24 protein-coding genes are annotated in these 18,228 nt (G+C 65.9%); 11 read left to right on the top strand and 13 right to left on the bottom strand.

Going from position 1 to position 18,228, the window contains the following annotated elements:
* Nucleotides 1–137 precede the first annotated feature (137 nt).
* On the bottom strand, nt 138–383 hold the full coding sequence (locus ABZX86_RS04185) for a CsbD family protein (RefSeq protein ID WP_355119888.1): 246 nt from the start codon (nt 381–383) through the stop codon (nt 138–140).
* Nucleotides 384–505: 122 nt separating this feature from the next.
* Here ABZX86_RS04185 and ABZX86_RS04190 point away from each other — a divergent pair, with 122 nt between their 5' ends.
* A complete protein-coding gene (locus tag ABZX86_RS04190) occupies nt 506–1,003 on the top strand; it encodes a flavin reductase family protein (RefSeq protein ID WP_355119890.1) in 498 nt (165 codons plus the stop codon).
* Here ABZX86_RS04190 and ABZX86_RS04195 read toward each other — a convergent pair.
* Nucleotides 1,000–1,248: a hypothetical protein gene (locus ABZX86_RS04195; protein WP_355119892.1), complete on the bottom strand. Its 249-nt coding sequence runs from the start codon at nt 1,246–1,248 to the stop codon at nt 1,000–1,002. The genes ABZX86_RS04190 and ABZX86_RS04195 overlap by 4 nt on opposite strands.
* Before the next feature lie 4 nt (nt 1,249–1,252).
* Entirely contained in the window at nt 1,253–2,272 is a 1,020-nt protein-coding gene (locus ABZX86_RS04200) for a DoxX family membrane protein (RefSeq protein ID WP_355119894.1), read from the bottom strand.
* On the opposite strand from ABZX86_RS04200, the gene ABZX86_RS04205 reads away from it, so the two are divergent.
* From ABZX86_RS04205 to ABZX86_RS04215, 3 genes are read left to right on the top strand one after another with little or no spacing between them, the layout of a single operon-like run.
* The gene (locus ABZX86_RS04205) at nt 2,271–2,576 is read left to right on the top strand and encodes an STAS domain-containing protein (RefSeq protein WP_355119896.1); all 306 of its coding nucleotides are present in this window, start codon (nt 2,271–2,273) and stop codon (nt 2,574–2,576) included. The two genes, ABZX86_RS04200 and ABZX86_RS04205, sit on opposite strands and share 2 nt — an antisense overlap.
* Before the next feature lie 48 nt (nt 2,577–2,624).
* On the top strand, nt 2,625–3,152 hold the full coding sequence (locus tag ABZX86_RS04210; RefSeq protein ID WP_355119898.1) for an anti-sigma factor: 528 nt from the start codon (nt 2,625–2,627) through the stop codon (nt 3,150–3,152).
* Entirely contained in the window at nt 3,145–3,915 is a 771-nt protein-coding gene (locus ABZX86_RS04215) for an RNA polymerase sigma factor SigF (protein WP_355119900.1), read from the top strand. Before ABZX86_RS04210 ends, ABZX86_RS04215 begins: the two co-directional genes overlap by 8 nt.
* On the opposite strand, the gene ABZX86_RS04220 is transcribed toward ABZX86_RS04215, so the two are convergent.
* The 4 genes from ABZX86_RS04220 to ABZX86_RS04235 all read right to left on the bottom strand — a co-directional run bounded on the left by ABZX86_RS04220 (nt 3,904) and on the right by ABZX86_RS04235 (nt 8,270).
* On the bottom strand, nt 3,904–5,448 hold the full coding sequence (locus ABZX86_RS04220) for a phosphatase PAP2 family protein (protein ID WP_355119901.1): 1,545 nt from the start codon (nt 5,446–5,448) through the stop codon (nt 3,904–3,906). The genes ABZX86_RS04215 and ABZX86_RS04220 overlap by 12 nt on opposite strands.
* Before the next feature lie 57 nt (nt 5,449–5,505).
* Complete coding sequence (locus ABZX86_RS04225) at nt 5,506–5,931, bottom strand: anti-sigma factor (RefSeq protein WP_355119903.1); 426 nt, start codon at nt 5,929–5,931, stop codon at nt 5,506–5,508.
* A gap of 103 nt (nt 5,932–6,034) precedes the next feature.
* Entirely contained in the window at nt 6,035–6,979 is a 945-nt protein-coding gene (locus tag ABZX86_RS04230; RefSeq protein ID WP_355119905.1) for a YihY/virulence factor BrkB family protein, read from the bottom strand.
* Nucleotides 6,980–7,058: 79 nt separating this feature from the next.
* Complete coding sequence (locus tag ABZX86_RS04235; protein WP_355121244.1) at nt 7,059–8,270, bottom strand: AI-2E family transporter; 1,212 nt, start codon at nt 8,268–8,270, stop codon at nt 7,059–7,061.
* A 302-nt stretch (nt 8,271–8,572) separates the two neighbouring features.
* On the opposite strand from ABZX86_RS04235, the gene ABZX86_RS04240 reads away from it, so the two are divergent.
* The 3 genes from ABZX86_RS04240 to ABZX86_RS04250 all read left to right on the top strand — a co-directional run bounded on the left by ABZX86_RS04240 (nt 8,573) and on the right by ABZX86_RS04250 (nt 10,299).
* Entirely contained in the window at nt 8,573–8,863 is a 291-nt protein-coding gene (locus ABZX86_RS04240; protein ID WP_355119907.1) for an STAS domain-containing protein, read from the top strand.
* A complete protein-coding gene (locus ABZX86_RS04245) occupies nt 8,860–9,795 on the top strand; it encodes a sensor histidine kinase (RefSeq protein WP_355119909.1) in 936 nt (311 codons plus the stop codon). The genes ABZX86_RS04240 and ABZX86_RS04245 overlap by 4 nt, the downstream gene beginning before the upstream one ends.
* A 156-nt stretch (nt 9,796–9,951) precedes the next feature.
* Complete coding sequence (locus tag ABZX86_RS04250; RefSeq protein ID WP_355119911.1) at nt 9,952–10,299, top strand: STAS domain-containing protein; 348 nt, start codon at nt 9,952–9,954, stop codon at nt 10,297–10,299.
* A gap of 10 nt (nt 10,300–10,309) precedes the next feature.
* On the opposite strand, the gene ABZX86_RS04255 is transcribed toward ABZX86_RS04250, so the two are convergent.
* On the bottom strand, nt 10,310–10,717 hold the full coding sequence (locus ABZX86_RS04255; RefSeq protein WP_355119912.1) for an anti-sigma factor: 408 nt from the start codon (nt 10,715–10,717) through the stop codon (nt 10,310–10,312).
* A 211-nt stretch (nt 10,718–10,928) separates the two neighbouring features.
* On the opposite strand from ABZX86_RS04255, the gene ABZX86_RS04260 reads away from it, so the two are divergent.
* On the top strand, nt 10,929–11,759 hold the full coding sequence (locus tag ABZX86_RS04260; protein WP_355119914.1) for an RNA polymerase sigma factor SigF: 831 nt from the start codon (nt 10,929–10,931) through the stop codon (nt 11,757–11,759).
* 18 nt (nt 11,760–11,777) lie between these two features.
* A complete protein-coding gene (locus ABZX86_RS04265; protein ID WP_355119916.1) occupies nt 11,778–13,502 on the top strand; it encodes a thiamine pyrophosphate-dependent enzyme in 1,725 nt (574 codons plus the stop codon).
* Between the two features lie 29 nt (nt 13,503–13,531).
* Here the strand turns inward: ABZX86_RS04265 and ABZX86_RS04270 are convergent, their stop codons facing one another.
* On the bottom strand, nt 13,532–14,200 hold the full coding sequence (locus ABZX86_RS04270) for an alpha/beta hydrolase family protein (RefSeq protein WP_355119918.1): 669 nt from the start codon (nt 14,198–14,200) through the stop codon (nt 13,532–13,534).
* 102 nt (nt 14,201–14,302) lie between these two features.
* Between ABZX86_RS04270 and ABZX86_RS04275 the strand changes: the two genes are divergently transcribed.
* Nucleotides 14,303–15,133 (top strand): helix-turn-helix transcriptional regulator, encoded by an 831-nt coding sequence (locus tag ABZX86_RS04275; protein ID WP_355119920.1) that lies wholly within the window; start codon nt 14,303–14,305, stop codon nt 15,131–15,133.
* A 37-nt stretch (nt 15,134–15,170) separates the two neighbouring features.
* Here ABZX86_RS04275 and ABZX86_RS04280 read toward each other — a convergent pair whose 3' ends face one another.
* Entirely contained in the window at nt 15,171–15,416 is a 246-nt protein-coding gene (locus tag ABZX86_RS04280) for a CsbD family protein (RefSeq protein WP_355119922.1), read from the bottom strand.
* 341 nt (nt 15,417–15,757) lie between these two features.
* Here ABZX86_RS04280 and ABZX86_RS04285 point away from each other — a divergent pair, with 341 nt between their 5' ends.
* A complete protein-coding gene (locus ABZX86_RS04285) occupies nt 15,758–16,030 on the top strand; it encodes a GlsB/YeaQ/YmgE family stress response membrane protein (RefSeq protein WP_327146517.1) in 273 nt (90 codons plus the stop codon).
* A 30-nt stretch (nt 16,031–16,060) separates the two neighbouring features.
* Here the strand turns inward: ABZX86_RS04285 and ABZX86_RS04290 are convergent, their stop codons facing one another.
* From ABZX86_RS04290 to ABZX86_RS04300, 3 genes are all read right to left on the bottom strand, one after another.
* Nucleotides 16,061–17,545 (bottom strand): MFS transporter, encoded by a 1,485-nt coding sequence (locus ABZX86_RS04290; protein ID WP_355119924.1) that lies wholly within the window; start codon nt 17,543–17,545, stop codon nt 16,061–16,063.
* 142 nt (nt 17,546–17,687) lie between these two features.
* A complete protein-coding gene (locus ABZX86_RS04295) occupies nt 17,688–17,882 on the bottom strand; it encodes a hypothetical protein (RefSeq protein WP_355119926.1) in 195 nt (64 codons plus the stop codon).
* A gap of 38 nt (nt 17,883–17,920) precedes the next feature.
* Nucleotides 17,921–18,163, bottom strand: a complete 243-nt coding sequence (locus ABZX86_RS04300; RefSeq protein WP_355119928.1) for a hypothetical protein — start codon at nt 18,161–18,163, stop codon at nt 17,921–17,923.
* Between the last annotated feature and the right edge of the window lie 65 nt (nt 18,164–18,228).

Consider the following 18,228-nt stretch of genomic DNA (forward strand, 5'->3'; position numbering starts at 1 on the left):
GTCAAGCGGGGGCGGCGGGAGTTGGCGGCCGGGCGGGCGGAGTATGCGGCCGGGCTGCTCGGCGAGGCGCTGGAATTGTGGCGCCGGGCACTACGCCCGGCGCGCCGATCCTCTGATTCCGCTGTGGCAGCGGGGAGTTACTGCCCCTGCTGGAACGCGCGCTGACGCTGCTCCTCGAGAGCAGCCGCGGCACGATCCTTCTCGGCGGCGGCTTCGTTCTGCGCCACCCCACGCTGCGCTTCGGCCTTGTCCTGCTGGGCCCTGCCCTCACCCCGCAGATCGTCGTTTCCGAAAATAGCGCCGGCGGCTTCCTTCAGTTTGCCCTTGACGCCTTCGACGACGCCTTCGATGCCTTCGCTGGGACCGCTCTTGTGCTCGGACACGAGTTCTCCTCCAACTTGGTTTGTCGCTATGGACAAAGGCCGTGATACCCGGGCGACACGATCTCAATCGCAATGGCCATATTCTCTTCCGCGGCCATATTCTCTTCAGCGAGGAGGAATCGATGACCGCCCAGCAGTCTGCCGCGTTCGACGCATTCGTGACGGCATTGGATAATTCGCTCGTCGTGGTGACAACCCGGGTGGGTGCGCAGCGAACAGGATGCCTGGTGGGCTTCGCCGCACAGGTCAGCATCGAGCCGCGCCGGTTCCTGGTCGGCATCTCCAAGCAGAATCACACCTACCGAATCGCCATGCGCGCCGGACATCTCGCGGTTCATCTGCTCGATGAGCGGCAACTGCCGCTCGCGACCCTGTTCGGCTCGGAGACCGGCGACGAGATAGACAAATTCACGCATTGCGAATGGCATCCGGGCCCGGCGAATCTGCCCATTCTCGATGCGGCCGCCGGCTGGTTCTGCGGCCGCATCGTGGAGCGGCACGATGTGGGTGACCACATCGCCATGATCCTGGCGCCGGAAGGTGCTGCGGCCCCGGCGAAGCCGGTCCGGCCACTGCGGTACCGGGCCGTCGCGGATCTACCGCCGGGGCACCCCGCCTAGCGCCGCCGAATACGCTCCCGGCGGATCTCCACCGCAACGCCGAGCACTCCGCCGACGAGACCTGTTGCACTGGTGACGATTCCGAAGGTCTCCCAGCCGCCGAGGCCGTTACCGAAGGCGGTGAGGGTGGGGCCGAGCGCGATGATGCCCAGCAGCAGCAGTGCCAGACCCTGCCAGTTGAGCCGGTCCAGCAGGGACTCCGCGGTCTGTGTTCGGGTGTCCTGCACCTCGGCGGGAACACTCATCGGCTCAGTCCCGATGCTCTGCGGCTCGATCGCGAATCGCGGTGGCGAGCTGCGCACCTCGATCCTGTGTGGACGAAACCAGTTGCGAGCCATGGTCACGGACGACCTCGGCCAATTCGGCGCCCCGCTTCTTGGCGACCTCGCTCAGCTCTCCCCCGCGCTCCTTGAGCACCTCACCCAGGTCCGCGCCGCGGTCCCGGACAACCTCGCCGAGCTCGGCGCCGCGTACCTTGACCACGTCACCCAGTTCGGCGCCGCGCTCCTTGACCACATCGGCGACGTCCGCGCCGTGATCCTTGGCGAATTCCGTCAGCTGCGCGCCATGCAGCTGGGCGGCTGCCACCAACCCCGTGCCCTGCGCCGCGATGCCTTCCGCAAGGTTGTGCAGCGGGCGCCGGGAACGCCCACCGGTATCGCCCGCGGCGATCATCAGACCGCCGAGCAGGCTCACATCCTTGAGGAACGCCGTGCGTTTGGCCGCACGCCGATCCGGATCGTCCTCGACCCAGAAGTCCTGCTCGGTGACGGTGGCCGGAATGACCGTGGCCGCGAGCAGAGCCGCGGCGAGCCGGGGTAACCGCCCGGTGGCGAGCATCAGCGCGCTGCCGACCTGAATCGCGGCATTGACCTGCACCAGACGCTCGGGATTCGACAGCTTCGACGCGTACTGGTCGGGCAGCACACGCTGTACCTGCTGGACGCGGGCGGCGGCGGCCTTACCGCGGGCCTGCGGATGTGTGAGGGCATCCACCCCCTCGACTATGAATGCGGTCGCCAGCAAGGGCCGGGCAAGTCTTCTCATCAACATTACGGATATTTCCTTCCGCTCTGGTGTATCGCGACGACCGGGGATCAGGGCTTCCGAACGAGGCGCTGCAGTCACCGCAATAGCCGCAATCACAGGGTTCAAACACGCATATATCGCCGCCGCCCGGGTACCTCGTCCCGCAACGGCCCGCAGAGGGGTAATCTGCGAGCTGGTTGAGACGACAGCCGAAACATGCCCTTCGGGAGGTTTTGTCATGTCGTCAGTTGTTGTGCTGTCCGGTCATCGCGACCAGGACGCACTCGTCCTCCCCGAATTCCAGCAATTGCTCGACGATGCGCTGAGCAGGCGACCACCGGTCGTGGTCGTGGATCTTCGCGACACCCGATTCCTCAGCGTCCGGAGCGCATTCGCACTGCTGTGCGCGCAGGAGGACGCCGCACACGCCGGCATCGACTTCCAGGTGGTGGGAGGCAGGCACGAGGTCGATCGGGTGCTGTCGCTGAGCCGGGCGGCGTTTCCCCTCGACCGCATCGGGTACGTCCACCAGCAGGAGGAATAAGAGATCGAAAGAGATCGACTGCCTACCAGCATCCAGGGGCGATTCATTGTGACCGAGCTACCACCAGCACAGCACACAGGAAATGGGAAGACGTCGGCCCGTTCGGCCAAGGCCGCGCTGCGGCTTGTCCATTCCGATACGCAGCACAGCACTCCCGTGCTGCCGGAATTCACGTCCCCGGCCACCTCGATCGGAATTCGGGTGCCGGCCGGACTGACACAGCTGACCATGCTGCGGGCGCTAGCCGAAACCGTCTGCCTCATCGCGGATTTCACCATCGACGCGGCCACCGATATCCGGGTCGCGCTCGACGAGGTCGCCACCACGCTGATGCTGTCGGCGGTGCCGCGGGCCGAGATCGAGTGCGAGTTCACCTATGACGAACGCGCCATGACCGTGCGCGTGGCCTCGGTCTCGCACACCGCGACCCCCTTCGACGAGCGCGAATTCGGCTGGAACATGCTGCACGCGCTGACCGATTCGATCCGGACCATCACCCAGCCCTTCGATACCGGCGCACCCGGCTTCCCGATCGAGGTGACCTTTCACCGCAGCCAGGACGGCCTTCATGGATGACAATGGTTATGACAATATCGAGCCGGCTCTGCAAGAGCTGGCGCGCGCGATCGAAACTCTGGACCCGCAGCGAGATATATTGCGCAACAAGGTGATCGAGCGCTGCCTACCGCTCGCCGATCATATCGCCCGCCGATTCTCCGGGCGCGGCGAATCTTTCGAGGACCTGCAGCAGACCGCACGTATCGGACTGCTGCACGCCATCGACCGGTTCGACGTCTCCTACGGTGCGCCGTTCCTGTCCTTCGCCATCCCGACCATTATGGGCGAGGTGCGCCGGCACTTCCGCGACTACACCTGGGCGGTGCGAGTTCCACGGCGCACCAAGGAAATCCAGCTGCGGATCGGCGGCACCATCGAAATCCTCGCCCAGCGCCTGGGCCGGCTGCCCAAGGCCCGGGAAATCGCGGACGAGCTCGGCGTCGACCTGCTGGAGATCACCCAGGCCCTGATCGCGGCCAATGCGTATCAGGCGTCCTCACTCGACGCGGTCGCCGGCGACGACGGCGAAAGCTCACCGCTCCCGCTGCGCGAGACACTGGGCGCGTCCGAGCCCGATTACGAACTGATCGAGCAATCGATGACCCTCCGTCCGCAGCTCGACCAACTGCCCGAACGCGAACGGCAGGTGCTCATCATGCGGTTCTTCGAATGCCAGACTCAGAAGCAGATCGCGGATCAACTCGGCGTCTCCCAGATGCAGATCTCCCGCATCCTGTCCAAGACGCTGGCTCAGTTACGCGAAGGCGCGCTAGAGGACTGACCCGCGGGAGCCGCGGTACGCCACCACCCGGCCCGCCACCGAGAAGCGCAATTCTGTTGCCTCACCGAGGACTTCACCGTCGGCCGCCACAGCCACCGGATCACTCAGATGGACGGTCAGCTCGGGAACCTGTCGTTCGCCGTAGACCCGGCTGTGCGCGATGGCGGCAAGCGAAAGCGCCACGACCGCACGGGTGCGGGAGAAGCGGAGATCGGCGCGAAGCCAGCGCACATCCAAAAGCCCCGTGTCCATATGGGATCGGAATGCGGGGACCGCACCGTGCGGGAGATACGGGCCGTTGCCGACGAACAGGAACCACACCTCGTGCCAGCGATCGTCCAGTCGCACCCGGATCGGCTGAGCGCGGCGCAGCATGACGGTGAGCGCGGCCGCGAAGGCCGGCCATTTGCCCCATCGCCCCTGCCACTTCTCCCGCAGCCGGACCAGATCCGGATAGCCGCCGATGCTGGCGGTATTGATGAACGAGGTGGTGTGCGAACCGCTCTCGGACCGCATCTCGAGGCTGCCGATGGAAACCTCGACCGCCGCACCCGAATTCACCGCCTCGACCGCCGCACCCAGGTCGCTCACTCCGAGATCACGAGCGAAGTGGTTCAGGGTGCCGCCGGGAACGACAACCAGCGGAAGTCCGTGCCGCAGCGCGATATCGGCGGCCGCGGTGATCGTTCCGTCCCCACCCACGGCGCCCACCGCCAGCACCGGCTCGGCGCCGGAGCGGAACGACCCTTCCGCGCCCACCGCGCGCTGGTTTTCGGCGCCCACCTCGAGCGCCGTCTCCAATTGCTCGGCCGCATCACGGCCCGGGTCGGCGCGCAGCACCATGGCGGCGGGTAACGCGGATACGACCTCGCCGGTGGGGTCGTAGTTGGCATCCCCGGAACCCGGATTCACCAGAATCACCAGTCCCGCACCGTCGTTCAGTGCGGGGGCATCGCGCACCTCGCGCGCGGCGGCTTCCTCGATGCCGCGCACCGGCCACCACCGGCGAGTCGCCCAGGCCACCGCGGAACCCACCGCGGCGCCTGCCACCACATCCGATGCCCAGTGCACCCCGGTGTGCACGCGCGAGTAGGCGACGGTCGCGGCCAGTGGGGCGACGACCAGCGCGGCGCGCGGACTCTCCATGGCCACAGCCGTCGCGAAGGCCACCGCCGTGGCGCTGTGGCCGGAGGGAAAGGATGAGGACGTCGGAGCATTGATCAGGCGCCGGAACGGCGGCAGCAGATCCGCTGCCGGACGCCGGCGTGCGAACAGGGTCTTCAGCACCAGATTGGCGGTCAGACTCGCACCGCCGACCGAAACCACACCACGAAGGGCGGCCCGCCGCGTGGCGCCCGGCTGGGCGGCCAGCACCACCGCGACACCCGCCCACAGCAGCCCGTGATCGGCACTGCGGGTCAGCCGGAGCATCCCGGTGTCGACGGGTGATGCCGGAATCCGCGCCACCGCACCACTGATGGCCCTGTCGAAGGTGCCGACCCGATAGAACTTGCGGCTCAACCATCCAGTCACCCGATTGAAACTACCGCCCCTGCGCCGAAACAAACGCTTCGCCCAAACGAAACGCAGTCAACCGCGAGATTTGCGTACCCAGCGGAATTCGACGACCGTCGGATAACCGGCGGCCGGGACCGCGGCCAGACCCTTGACGGTGCGGACCGAATCGGTCAGTGAGCGCACGATATGCCAGCTCAGGCTGTGGTCGTCCAAGGCTGTCGCCGAGGATGCGACCGCGGAGACCCGGACGGTGACGCCGTCGGAGTCGTAGGTCAGATCGCAGTCCAGTGCCGTGCCGGGCACGGCATCACGGACCAGGAGCATTGCCACCTCGTCCAGGACGAGCCGAATATCGTTCACCTCACCGATATCGAAGTCGGCCAGCAGGGTCACCGTTTCGGCGAGTGCGCGCAGCAGGGTCAGCTGCTGCGGCGCCGCCGGCACCTGCAGCCCCACCGTCGTCGGAATCGAATGGTCCTGTGCGACGCCATCATTCATGCCGTCCTCCGTTCTCGCATGTTTAGCGTTCTCGGGCGGGCACCTGCGCCTGAAGCTGTCAACACGCGGATTACCTCATACGGACGAAGGCGAAACCGGCCCCTCATTCCGGTGGGTCGCGCGGTGGCAGAATCGGTTCCTCATCGGGCGAACCGCCCTGTTCCATATGCCGGACACGGGCCAGTTCCGCATCGAACTGCGCGCCGAGCAGTACCGCAACATTGGTGAGCCACAACCAGATCAAGAACACCATCGCACCGGCGAGCGACCCGTAGACCTTGTTGTAGTTGCCGAAATTCGTGACGTAGCAGGCGAATCCGGCCGACGCGGCGATCCAGAGCAGCACCGCGAGCACGCTGCCGGGCGTCAGCCACCGCCAGCCCAGCTGGCGGGCATTGGGCGCCAGCCAGTAGAGCATCGCCAGCACCACACTGACCAGCACCGCCAGCACCGGCCATTTCGCGATATTCCAGACCGTCACACCCGCCGATCCGACCCCGAGCCAGTGCCCGATCCGGTCGGCCACGGTGCCACTGGCCACCACCCCGATGCCGCACAACGACACCAGCACCATCATCGCCGTGGTCAATCCCAGCCGGAGCGGGAGAGTCTTCCATATCGGGCGGCCCTCCGCAGTCCCGTATATCGAATTGACCGCACGGATGAAGGCGCCGATATAGGTGGAAGCCGTCCAGAAGGCCGTGACCAGACCCACGATGGCCAGCGGACCCGCCGCCGATCGCGCACCGTCGAGTTCCTTGATCCCATCCACCAGCATCGCTGTTCCGCTGCCCGGGCCGATATCGCGGAGGGTGTCGATCAACGATGCGGTAGCCCCGGGGCCGAGCAATCCGAGCACCGAGGTGATGACGAGCAGACCCGGAAAGATCGACAACACACTGTAATAGGTAAGCGCGGCAGCCCAATCCGTGAGTTCGTCGTCCCAGAGCCGTCGCCCCAGGCGCATCAGCACCCACCGCCACGACTGCCCACCCAGATCCGTCGGCATTACCGGCGGAGTCTCGGTGGCCGATAAGACTTCGGACATTTCACGACCTCCAGACGAGGTCCGACTACCCCGCCCGAGTGACCGCAAACGCTGCGCACCCCGGGTAGTTCAGCACCTGTCAGCGCTTGTCCAGTGAGGGCAGCAGCGTTTCGCGCACGATCAACAGGCCCGCCGCCGCGACCGGAATGGCCAGCAGCGCACCGATAATGCCGAGCAGCGCACCGCCGAGCAGTACCGAGACGACGGTGACCAACGCCGGAACCTGCACCGTGCGGCCGATGATCCGCGGCACGAGCAGATAGTCCTCGAGCAGCCGCAGCACGATGAAGAAGACGATCGTGGCGATGGTGATGGGCACCGAAACCGTCAGTGCGACAAGGGCTGCGACAACGCCGGCAATGGTGGATCCCACAATGGGAATCAGATCGAGCAGGGCGACCAGCACCGCCAGCAGCAGCGGATACGGAACGTCGAAGATGAGCAGCCAGATGAAGGTCAGCACCGCGGTGATGACGGAGATCAGCAGATTGCCCAGGATGTAACCGCCGACCTTGGTGAAGATCTCATCGCCGATGAGAATCGCGCGGGGTCTGCGGTCGTTCGGGAACAACCGGTAGATCGACGACCGGATCTGGGTGAAATTGGCCATGAAATACGCGGTGAGAACCGCCACGATCAGTGTGGAACTGAGAATGCTGAACGCCTCCCGCCCGGCGTCCAGCACCCCGCCGAGCACATGCGAGGGATCCGTGCCGAGCGTCTGCTGCAGGCGATCCTGTAGGTGGTAGCGGTCATTGAGGTCATGGATGAACGGATAGCGCTGCGAGAGGTGGCTGACATAATCGGGCGCATTGTGAATGAGCGCCCCGCCCTGCGTCACCAGCGGCGGAATCGCCGCGGCGAGAAAGCCCGCGAACAGGCCGATGCCGATCAGGAAGACGGTGGTGACGGCGGCCCAGCGCGGAAACCACGGCCGCACCAGCCAGGACACCGCCGGTTCCATACCGATCGCCAGGAAGAGGGCGACCACGATCAATATCAGGACCTGCCCCACGGCCAGCAGTATCTGGATCCCCGCGTAGGTGACCGCGACGCCGGCGGCGCCCGCCAAGCCGACCATGAAGGGCGAACGCCGGTCGAAGCGCCGCCCGGGCCTGCCGAACGGATACTCGGAACTGCTCGCCTCGGCGGCCCGGGCTTCGGCATCGATGATGGCGCCGCCTTCGGCTCCGGTATGCGGTTGTGCGACAGCATCACTGTGGCCGTGCTCGGCGGATCGGACCTCCGAGTCCGGTGGTGGTTCCGCGGCCTCGGGATGGTCGCCTCGAATGTGCTCGGAAATGACTCTCCCCACTTTCTCCGGTTCGGCGGCCGGTCTGCTGACCTGCCGAGTTCCGGCTCAGCGCGGATACCCCGGCATTCGCGCCGCAAACAGCGGTGGGTAAATCGCCACGCGCTGGGTATTCGCCCATCCGTACAGCGCGTACGGGTCCACCACTGCGGCCGCGCGTAGCATGTGCAACAGCTTCCTATGCCGGAGTCCGGCAGAAAGAGTGACAGACGGTGATCACACAACCCGGGCAGGTTCCCGGGAATTCCGCTCGATTATCCCCTGGCCCAGGCTTTTTGCGCGTGTATTCGACCGGCCGCCCGCCCGGCCTGCGCTGTGTCGGTGAAGTCGATTTCACCAACCATGGCGACTGGCAGGCAGCGCTGGGCACACTGCCCACCGCCGACGACGTCCACCTGGATCTGTCGGAGCTGCGGTTCATCGATACCCACGGCACGCTGATCCTGGTCGAGGCATCACAGGGCGCCACCTCGGACCGGCGACTGGTCCTGCACCGCCCGCCGATGTCCATGCTGCTCCTGCTGGGGCAGTTCTGGCCTGCCGAGGCGGCTATCGAAGTGGCTCGCTCATGAGCGCGGCCCACACCACCGATCTCTTCGTCCATCCCGCGCTCTTCTACCGCGACAGCGACGAGTATCTTTCCGGCACACTCGGTTTCATTCGGGAAGGGCTGGCCCACGGCGAACCCGTCGCGGTGTCCGTGCCGACCGGCAATCTGGCGCTGCTGCGGGCCGAACTGGGTTCGGATGCCGATTCGGTGCGGTTGCTGGATATGACCATCGAGGGGCGCAATCCCGGCCGGATCATTCCCGGTGTGCTGCGGGCGTTCGCGGACGCGCACCCGGCGGGACGGGTCCGCATCATCGGCGAACCGATCTGGGCCGATCGCTCAGCGACGGAGTACCCGGCCTGTGTTCAGCACGAAGCGCTCATCAATGCGGCGTTCGCCGGGCGCGAGGTCACTATTCTGTGCCCGTACAACACCGCGGCGCTCCCGCCCGAAGTCCTGGCCGACGCCCGTGCCACGCACCCGACGCTGATCGACAGCAGTGGCGAAAGCGCCAGTAGCGCATACGATCCGGATCAGATCGTGGCGATGTACAACCGGCCGCTGGCCGAACCGCCCGCCGCGGCCATGCTGCTCGCGTTCGACGGTGCGGCGCTGTCGGACATTCGGCATCGGGCGGTGGACTACGCCCGGAACGCGGGGATGGCCGCGGAACGAATCGTGGATCTGGAACTGGTCGTTGCCGAGACCACCACGAACTCGGTGGTGCACGGCGGCGGGAGCGGCACCCTCGCGCTGTGGGTGTCGCAGGGGCAGCTGTGCTGCCAGATTTCCGACTCGGGGCATATCACCAACCCGCTCGCCGGGCGGCTGCCCGCACCCGCGCGGGTTTCCGGCGGCCGCGGTCTGCTGATCGTCAACCAGCTCGCCGACCTGGTGCGCATGCACACCGGCGCACAGGGGACCACCCTGTACATCCGCCTGCCGCTCGTCTAGTCACGTGCTCGTCCGGCCGTCGTGCTGCTCTAACCTCACACTGTTCCGGTCAACGAAAAGGGTTGGGACAGCAGCACCGAAGTCTCACCAGTAGGGTGACTTGCCAAGCAGGAGCGGTCGGCTCGTGCGGGTGCCCTGTCCGGAGGTAGCGAAGAAGTGAGCAATGAAGTGAGAGAGCTGGTCCTTCGGACGCGATCGGCCGACGCCGCGGTGGTGCTGTCCGCGGTCGGCGAGGTCGATATGGTCTCGGCGCCGAAGCTGTCCTCGGCGGTGGCCGAAGCGTTGAGCACCGGTGCGCCGGTGCTCGTCATCGACCTGTCCGAGGTGGGATTCTTCGGCTCGGCCGGGTTGAGTGTGCTGGTGGAGGCGCTGGAGGCGAGCGCCGGGCGCGAACTGCGGGTGGTCGCCACGGCGCCGGTGCGTCGTCCGGTCGAATTGACCGGGCTCGATGAATTGCTCGATATCTACGGCACGGTCGAGGAAGCGCTGGCCGGCGCCGAGTGATCGTCGCTCGTCAGCCCCGGCTGCGCTGTTGCGCGTCACGATGCCGGCGGAACTGGACGACGGTCGGATACCCGGCCGCCGGGCGGGCGTAGGCGCCCTGGGTGGCATCGAGTGAATCGGTCAGAGCGCGCACGATATGCCAGCTCAGACCGTGATCCTCCAGGGCGGCCTCCGAGGAGGTGATCGTCGAGACCCGGACGGTCAGCTCGTCCTCGTCATAGGTCAGATCGCATTCGAGCGTCGAACCCGGCGCGGCGTCGCGGATCAGCACCGTGGCGACCTCATCGAGGGCGAGCCGGATGTCGTTGACCTCGCCGAGGTCGAAATCGGCCAGCATGGTGACGGTTTCGCTGAGGGCACGCAATAGGGTCAGCTGCTCCGGCACCGCGGGTACCCGTAGTCCTACCGTCGTACCCATGGCACTCTCCGTTCCCGCCTGCTGCCCGATCGCCCGGTGCGGGCAGACTACCCGGTCGGTGTGAACCGTCCGGCGCGCGCGTCACAGTCGGGTGACTGTGACCGAGTCGCACGGGGGCACTGTGACGACAGCGTCATAATGGAGCTGTTTGAATAACTGATGCCCGGGTAGCTCACGAAGAGTCGGATTCGATCTGCAGTGAGGAACCGTCATGTCCGAGGCGATACTTCCAACCGAAGCACCCCGGCAGTCGCGTGGCACCGGCGACAGCTACGACAATATCGAGCCCTGGTTCGAGAAACTGGCCGCGCTGACAGCCGGTGATCCCCAGCATGCGACCATGCGGGAGCAGATCATCGAGGCGTGTCTGCCGCTGGCCGAGCACATCGCCCGGCGCTTCACCGGACGCGGCGAACAGTTCGACGATCTGCACCAGATCGCCCGGCTGGGGTTGGTGCAGGCCGTGGATCGCTTCGATGTCTCGTACGGCAGTACCTTCCTGTCGTTCGCGATCCCCACGATCATGGGTGAGGTGCGCCGGCATTTCCGCGATCACACCTGGGCCGTGCGGGTGCCGCGCCGGGCCAAGGAGCTGCAGCAGCAGCTGGGCCCGGTGACCGAGACTCTGTCGCATCGTCTGGGCCGGATGCCCACCGCCCGCGAGATCGCCGCCGAACTCGACGTCGAGCTGGGTGAGGTCACCCAGGCCATGGTCGCCCGCAATGCCTATCAGGCCAGCTCGCTGGATACGCCCCGCGGTGACGATGATTCGGGCCCGGCCGCGATCGCGGACACGCTCGGCGCCGAGGAGCCCAGCTATCGACTGCTCGAGGATGCGATGGCGGTGCGCCCGCTGCTGGCGGCGCTGCCCGCACGCGAACGCCAGATTCTGATCTGGCGCTTCTTCGACAATCGCACCCAGGCGCAGATCGCCGAGCGACTGGGCGTCTCGCAGATGCAGGTTTCCCGCATATTGACCAAGACCCTGTCCACGTTGCGCGAACAAGCCCTCGGCCCAGTCGAAATCGCCCGGATCGCATGAGCATTCAGGAGTGAGCAGATGACCACGGTTGCCGAAATGATCGTCACCGCCCTCGCCGACGAAGGCGTGACCCAGATCTGGGGAGTCGTGGGCGATGCCCTCAATCCCATTACCGACGCCATCCGCCGGGAGGATCGGATCGAGTGGATCGGCGTCCGGCACGAAGAGGTGGCCGCGTATGCCGCTGGGGCACAAGCGCAATTGAGCGGGACCCTCGGTGTCTGCATGGGCACCGTCGGCCCCGGTTCGATCCATCTGCTCGGCGGTCTCTACGACGCCAAGAAGTCGCATGCTCCGGTGCTGGCGATCTGCGGTCAGGTGCCGACCGCCGATATCGGCAGCGAGTACTTCCAGGAAGTCGACAATGACGCGGTCTTCCGCGACGTCGCCGAGTTCACCGCCACGGTGACCAGCGTGGCCCAGCTGCCGCGCATGTTCGAACAGGCCGTGAATGCCGCGATGTCGCGTCCGGGCGTGGCGGTCCTGACCGTTCCCGGCGATATCGCGGGCGCGAAGGTCGAGAGTGGTTCGCCCACACCCCGATTCGTCTCGCGTAGTCGTACCGTCGTGCCCGGTGGCGCCGAGCTCGCCGAGGCCGCCGACGTATTGAACGGCGCCGAGAAGGTGACACTGCTGGTCGGGGTGGGCGCCCGGGAGGCGCGGGCGGAGATCCTGCAGATCGCCGAACGCCTGAGTGCGCCGATGGTGCTCACGCTCAAGGCCAAAGAGGCTCTCGAACAAGATAATCCGTTCGCCGTCGGCCAGACCGGGCTGATCGGCAACCCGGCTGCCCATGCCGCGCTGGCCGAGTGCGATGTGCTGTTCATGGTGGGCACCGACTTTCCCTATACCGACTGGTACCCGACCGGGAAGACGGTCATTCAGCTCGATAGGCGCCTCGAGCACATCGGCCGCCGCACTGCCGTCGATGTGTCGCTGGTCGGGCACTGCCAACCAGCGCTGGGCGTACTGCTGCCCCTGCTCGAGAACACCCCCTCCGACGGACATCTCAAGACCGCGCAGCATCACTATCAGACTTGGGTGGAACGCCAGCACCGCTTGGCGGACGCCGGTCATGATCGAAAACTGCTGGGCCGCCTGCGCCGTCACCTCGACAACCCGGACGAGTTGATCCGGCCGGAGGCCGTGGCCGCGGCGCTGGACACGCACGCCGCCGACGATGCCATCTTCACCACGGATACGGGCATGTCCACCGTCTGGATCTCCAGATTCCTCACGCTGCGCGGGGACCGGCGACTGCTGGGTTCCTATAACTTCGGGTCCATGGCCAATGCCCTGCCGCAGGCGCTCGGCGCACAGGCCCTGGACCGCAATCGGCAGGTGATCGCCTGCTGCGGTGACGGCGGTCTGATGATGCTGCTGGGCGATCTGCGCACCGCGGTCAGCTATGACCTGCCGGTCACGTTCGTGGTGTTCGACAATGGCCGGCTCGGGATGGTGAAGCTCGAGCAGGAACAGGGCGGGCTGCCGGAATTCGGTACGGTGCTGGACAATCCGGATCTGGCGGCCGTAGCGGCGGCGATGGGGCTCGAATCGCGCCGGGTGACCGATCCCGAAGCGCTGAACGGCGTTCTCGCCGAAGCACTTTCGCTGCGGCGGCCGATTCTGCTCGATGTGCTGACCAATCCCGACGAAATCTCCATACCCCCGAAGCCCACGGTGGATCAGGCCTGGGGTTTCGCGATCGCGAAGGTCAAGGAAACGCTCGACAGCCGCGAGTGATCTTCAGGCCCCGGCAGGTCGGCCACAGGTCAATCGGCGAGCAGTATGGCCGCGACCGCCTCCGGGGCCTCGTGCATTGCGTCGTGCGCGGTGGGCAGGTCGTGGACCTGCCATTCGGGATCAGCTTGCAGCCGGGTCCGCAGTTCGGCGAACGGGGTCCGGTCTTCCCACCCCGAGCAGTAGACGAATTCCCGACGGGGAACCTCGGCGAAACCGCCTGTGAGCCTGATCTTTTGCAGGAACGCGGCGAGCGGATGGGGACGGCGTCGGGGATCGCCACCGGCCGGCGGCCGGACGGTGTAGCCGGTGTCCACAGCACCGGTGGCGAAGACATCGCGGAAGTGGTCGTTGGTCGAGGACCAGCACGAGTCGCCGTCGCTCGGTACGTAGGCGTCCAGATGCACCAGTCGTGAGATCCGGCCGTCCGCGCGATCGGCGGCCGCGGCCACCACCATCCCCGCATAGCTGTGGCCGACCAGCGTCGCATCGGTGATGTGGTGGCGGTCGAGGAGCCGCACCACATCGTCGGCGTGCGTGTCGAGATTGGCGGTTGCGATCGTCGCGTCATCGTCGTCCGGCCGCAGACCGGTCAGGGTCAGGGCATGCACAGTGTGACCGGCACGCTCCAGCAACGGAATTACCGCCTCATACGCCCAGGAACCCTTCCACGCACCGGGCACAAGAACGAACGTCGTCATGAGTTTCTCCCTCTCTAGAGCTGCGGTGGCGGGGCGCACCGCCGCACACAGGCAATATCACCAGATCAGAGGGGTGGCGTACTACCGATAGAATGCCAATTGATGCCCGTTCCCCGCCAACCTCGCTCCAGCGCCGGTGTGACCTCACATATCTGGCCCTCCGGTGGCCGCCACCTGTACCCGTCCGAGGAAACCAGTGAGCTGCAGTCGCATTCACGGGGACACCTGGTGTACGCGGCCAGCGGTGTCCTGGCGGTGCACACCGAGCGCGGTACATCGGTTGTTCCCGCCAACCGGGTCGCCTGGACCCCTGCCGGATTCACGCACTACCACCGCGCCCACGGCGATACCGATATGCGGATCGTCTTTCTCGCGCCCTCCCTCGCCCGGCTCATCCCGGACCATCCCGCCGTGTTCCTGACCTCGGACCTCGCCCGTGAGGTGCTGCTCGCCCTGACCGGCCCCCGCAATTACGACCCCGCCGCGCCCGGTTACAGCCGGGCCGCGCACGCTCGGCTGCTCCGAGTCCTCGTCGACGAACTCCGCGAAGCACACGAACAGCCCCTGCACCTGCCGGAGCCACAGGACGACCGACTACAGGCCATCGCCCGGATGCTGCACGAAAACCCCTCGGACAACGCCACATTGGCCGAATTCGGCAAGACGATCGGAGCCAGCACCCGCACCCTCAGCCGGCTGTTCCGCACCGAGCTCGGCATGACCTTCTACGAGTGGCGCACGCAGTTACGCGTCTATCACGCGCTCGTCCTGCTCGCCGGCGGTCATGACACCACCCGAACCGCCTACGCCTGCGGCTGGGCCAACCCCAGCAGCTTCATCGCGGCGTTCACCAATGTCATCGGCACCACCCCGGGCCGCTACCGAACCAGTCGCCGGACCACAGCAAATACCCCGGCCACCCCCCGTCCGTGATCGGACAGGAGATGACCGGGGCGACTTGCTCAGAGCGTCACTGCCCCCGCTGATGCGCACGCTGGCGCTGTTCGTCGAGCGCGGCTACCGCCCGTTCCTTCTCGGCAGCGGCTTCCTTCTGCGCGGCCTCGCGCTGCGAGTCGGCCTTGTCCTGCTGGGCGCGCCCCTCTTCGCGCAGGTCATCGTTCCCGAGGACCGCACCGGCAGCCTCCTTGGCCTTACCCTTGACGCCTTCGACAACGCCTTCGAGACCTTCGCGGGGACCACTGTTGTGTTCGGACACGGTATGTACCTCCGAATATTGTTGTGTCACTTGGACATTCAACGAATACCCGGCAGAAACCAGTTGAATCGCACCGCCGTGAACAGATCTGCCGGACATGCCCCTCGCCATCGAGATTCCCATCGCCATTGACGGTGCCGGCAGTTCCTGCGCCCGTGCCTCCTACGAATATCCAGCTGATACCCCCCGGCATACCCCGCCTGCACGGGACAAATCGGTCACAGCCGGACGATTCGCGGGCGCAAAAATTCTCGGCCGAGGGCCGCATCCTTTTGCCGGGGCCGGGTATGTGCTGCACAGGACGCCGGTTGTTTCGGCGACGTCTACAGAAGGAGAAGGACATGCTCGGTCTCGGCATTCTCGGATGGATCATTATCGGCGGGCTGGCCGGATGGATCGCCAGCAAGTTCATGAAGACCGACGCTCAGCAGGGCATTCTGCTCAATATCGTCGTCGGCGTGATCGGCGGCCTGATCGGCGGTTTCCTGCTGAAGCTCTTCGGAGTCGACGTCGAAGGCGGCGGTCTGTGGTTCAGCTTCTTCACCTGCCTCGGCGGCGCGGTGATCTTGCTGTTCCTGGTCAATCTCGTCACCGGACGACGCGCCGTGCGTTAAACGCTCGGCCACTGCACCGGCGGGGTGCGGTCATCCTTCGATGGCCGCACCCCGCCGCGTTGCCGCCAGGGGCAGTGCGACATCCTCGAGCGACTTCCCCTCGGCATCGACCGCGAGTACGCGGGCGATCACACCGCCGGCGATCATGATCAACGCGGCGAACAGGTATCCGATGAACAGCCGGACCGGGGCCGAACCGTCACCGATCAGCGCACCGTAGATGACGGGCCCGAGCGCACCGAAACACTGTGCGATAGCGAAGAATACGGCGATCGCCTTGGCCCGCACCTCCAGCGGGAAGATCTCGCTCACCGTGAGATAGGCGGAGCTGGCGCCCGCCGAGGCGAAGAAGAAGATGACACACCAGCACAGGGTCTGGGTGATCGCATTGAGGAGACCCGCATAGAACAGCCCCGCCGATATCGCCAGCAGCACACCGGAAATTATGTAGGTGCCGGAGATCATCGTGCGCCGGCCGAGGGTGTCGAAGAGGTGCCCGATCGCGAGCGGCCCGATCAGATTTCCGACCGCGAAGGCGATCAGATAGATGGGCGTGGACGAGGAGGGCACATCGTAGAACTTCCCGAGCACCAGCGTGTACGTGAAGAAGATCGCGTTGTACAGGAAGGATTGGCTGATCATGAGGCTCGCGCCGAGAATCGCCCGCGACGGATACTCGCGGAACAGCACGCGCGTCAGCGCCACATAGCCGATCTGCTCGGCGGGCTTTATCTCCATGGCCCGGGATTCGTCGACCGGCGGCACGGTGACCCCGGCCGCCGCTACATCACGCTCGATCTCGGCGATCGATTGCTCGGCGTCCTCCGCATGTCCGTGCATGATCTGCCAGCGCGGGCTCTCCGGAAGATGACGGCGCACGAACAGGATCACCACGCCCAGCACCGGCCCAATCAGGAAGCCGAGCCGCCAGCCCACCGACAGGCTCATATGATTGAGCAGGATGTAGGTGCCGATCGTGCCGATAACCGCACCGGCCCAATAGGTTCCGTTCACAGCGATGTCCACGCGCCCGCGGTAGCGCGCCGGAATCAGTTCGTCGATAGCGGAATTGACCGCCGCGTATTCACCGCCGATGCCCATACCGGCGATGAAGCGCGTGAGATACAGGAACAGCACCCAGCCGGCGCCGCTGCCCAGCGTGAGCGCGGTGAGTCCACTGCCGATGAGATAGATGGCCAGGGTGACCAGGAACAGTTTGCGGCGCCCGAGCCGATCGGAGAGGTTGCCGAACAGCAGCGCGCCGACCACCTCGCCTGCCAGATACACGGTCGCCACCAGGCCGACCGCGGTCGAGGACATATGCAGCGTCTCGGGTTTGGTCAGCGTATCGGCGACCGAACTGGCGACCGTGATCTCGAGTCCGTCGAGAATCCACGCCACCCCGAGCGCGAGCACCATCCGCGTGTGGAACCTCGACCACGGCAGCCGATCGATCCGCGCCGGAATCAATGTCCGAACCACACTGTTTCCGGCCGCGCCGGACACTTCCGCCATGACGACTCCCGAGTCCGAACCGTAGGTTTCGTCTACCCGGACGCACCACCGTCAAACAGTCTGCACAGAAGTTCGCTCAGCGGCGGGCAGCGACACCACCGCGTCGAAGGATATCCACGAACTCAGTGCTCGCGAAGGACACTCAGCGCTCGCGCAGGACATTGAGAATTGCTGTCAGCCCGATCAGCAGACTGCCGCCCGCCACTGCGGAGGTGGTCCAGGACTGCGTCAGAACGGCAATGCCGCCGATGAAGAACAGACAGGCCGCGAGCGCCAAAAGGGCGGTTCCCCAGTCGATTCCGACGATACGGGTGGAACTTCCTCGTGTCGTTGCCATAACCATGAGTTACCCATCGGGTCGTTATCGAAACGTTACTATCGGGGAATGCCGGCCAGCCTGGAGGATTCATCGGCGCGCTGAACTGCCAGTTCGACGGTCCGAACCGCCTGGTTACGAAGCTTGTTCAGCTGCACTCGTTCGGTGTCGGGGTAGCGGGTCGTATCACATTCGACCGCCAGGGCCCGTACGCGCCGGCGCAGGCGAGTGGCGCTCTCGAAATCGAGCGGTCGCTTCGCGGTGGCAACTGCGGACTTCAGCCGCACTGTCAGCTGTTGCATCTCACCCTCCTCGGATTGCGTGTCTTCCCGGAGGGTTGCCAATACGGACAGCATCGAAACCGCTT

This window comes from Nocardia sp. NPDC006630 (genome assembly GCF_040611495.1).
GTDB lineage: Bacteria > Actinomycetota > Actinomycetes > Mycobacteriales > Mycobacteriaceae > Nocardia.

Coding starts and splice junctions, on each gene's coding strand:
- ABZX86_RS04290 (WP_355119924.1), bottom strand. CDS start 17,545: ATGGCGGAAGTGTCCGGCGCGGCCGGAAACAGTGTGGTTCGGACATTG.
- ABZX86_RS04205 (WP_355119896.1), top strand. CDS start 2,271: ATGTCGTCAGTTGTTGTGCTGTCCGGTCATCGCGACCAGGACGCACTC.
- ABZX86_RS04265 (WP_355119916.1), top strand. CDS start 11,778: ATGACCACGGTTGCCGAAATGATCGTCACCGCCCTCGCCGACGAAGGC.
- ABZX86_RS04215 (WP_355119900.1), top strand. CDS start 3,145: ATGGATGACAATGGTTATGACAATATCGAGCCGGCTCTGCAAGAGCTG.
- ABZX86_RS04295 (WP_355119926.1), bottom strand. CDS start 17,882: ATGGCAACGACACGAGGAAGTTCCACCCGTATCGTCGGAATCGACTGG.
- ABZX86_RS04230 (WP_355119905.1), bottom strand. CDS start 6,979: ATGTCCGAAGTCTTATCGGCCACCGAGACTCCGCCGGTAATGCCGACG.
- ABZX86_RS04270 (WP_355119918.1), bottom strand. CDS start 14,200: ATGACGACGTTCGTTCTTGTGCCCGGTGCGTGGAAGGGTTCCTGGGCG.
- ABZX86_RS04275 (WP_355119920.1), top strand. CDS start 14,303: ATGCCCGTTCCCCGCCAACCTCGCTCCAGCGCCGGTGTGACCTCACAT.
- ABZX86_RS04200 (WP_355119894.1), bottom strand. CDS start 2,272: ATGACAAAACCTCCCGAAGGGCATGTTTCGGCTGTCGTCTCAACCAGC.
- ABZX86_RS04300 (WP_355119928.1), bottom strand. CDS start 18,163: ATGCAACAGCTGACAGTGCGGCTGAAGTCCGCAGTTGCCACCGCGAAG.
- ABZX86_RS04245 (WP_355119909.1), top strand. CDS start 8,860: ATGAGCGCGGCCCACACCACCGATCTCTTCGTCCATCCCGCGCTCTTC.
- ABZX86_RS04190 (WP_355119890.1), top strand. CDS start 506: ATGACCGCCCAGCAGTCTGCCGCGTTCGACGCATTCGTGACGGCATTG.
- ABZX86_RS04285 (WP_327146517.1), top strand. CDS start 15,758: ATGCTCGGTCTCGGCATTCTCGGATGGATCATTATCGGCGGGCTGGCC.
- ABZX86_RS04225 (WP_355119903.1), bottom strand. CDS start 5,931: ATGAATGATGGCGTCGCACAGGACCATTCGATTCCGACGACGGTGGGG.
- ABZX86_RS04255 (WP_355119912.1), bottom strand. CDS start 10,717: ATGGGTACGACGGTAGGACTACGGGTACCCGCGGTGCCGGAGCAGCTG.
- ABZX86_RS04195 (WP_355119892.1), bottom strand. CDS start 1,248: ATGAGTGTTCCCGCCGAGGTGCAGGACACCCGAACACAGACCGCGGAG.
- ABZX86_RS04260 (WP_355119914.1), top strand. CDS start 10,929: ATGTCCGAGGCGATACTTCCAACCGAAGCACCCCGGCAGTCGCGTGGC.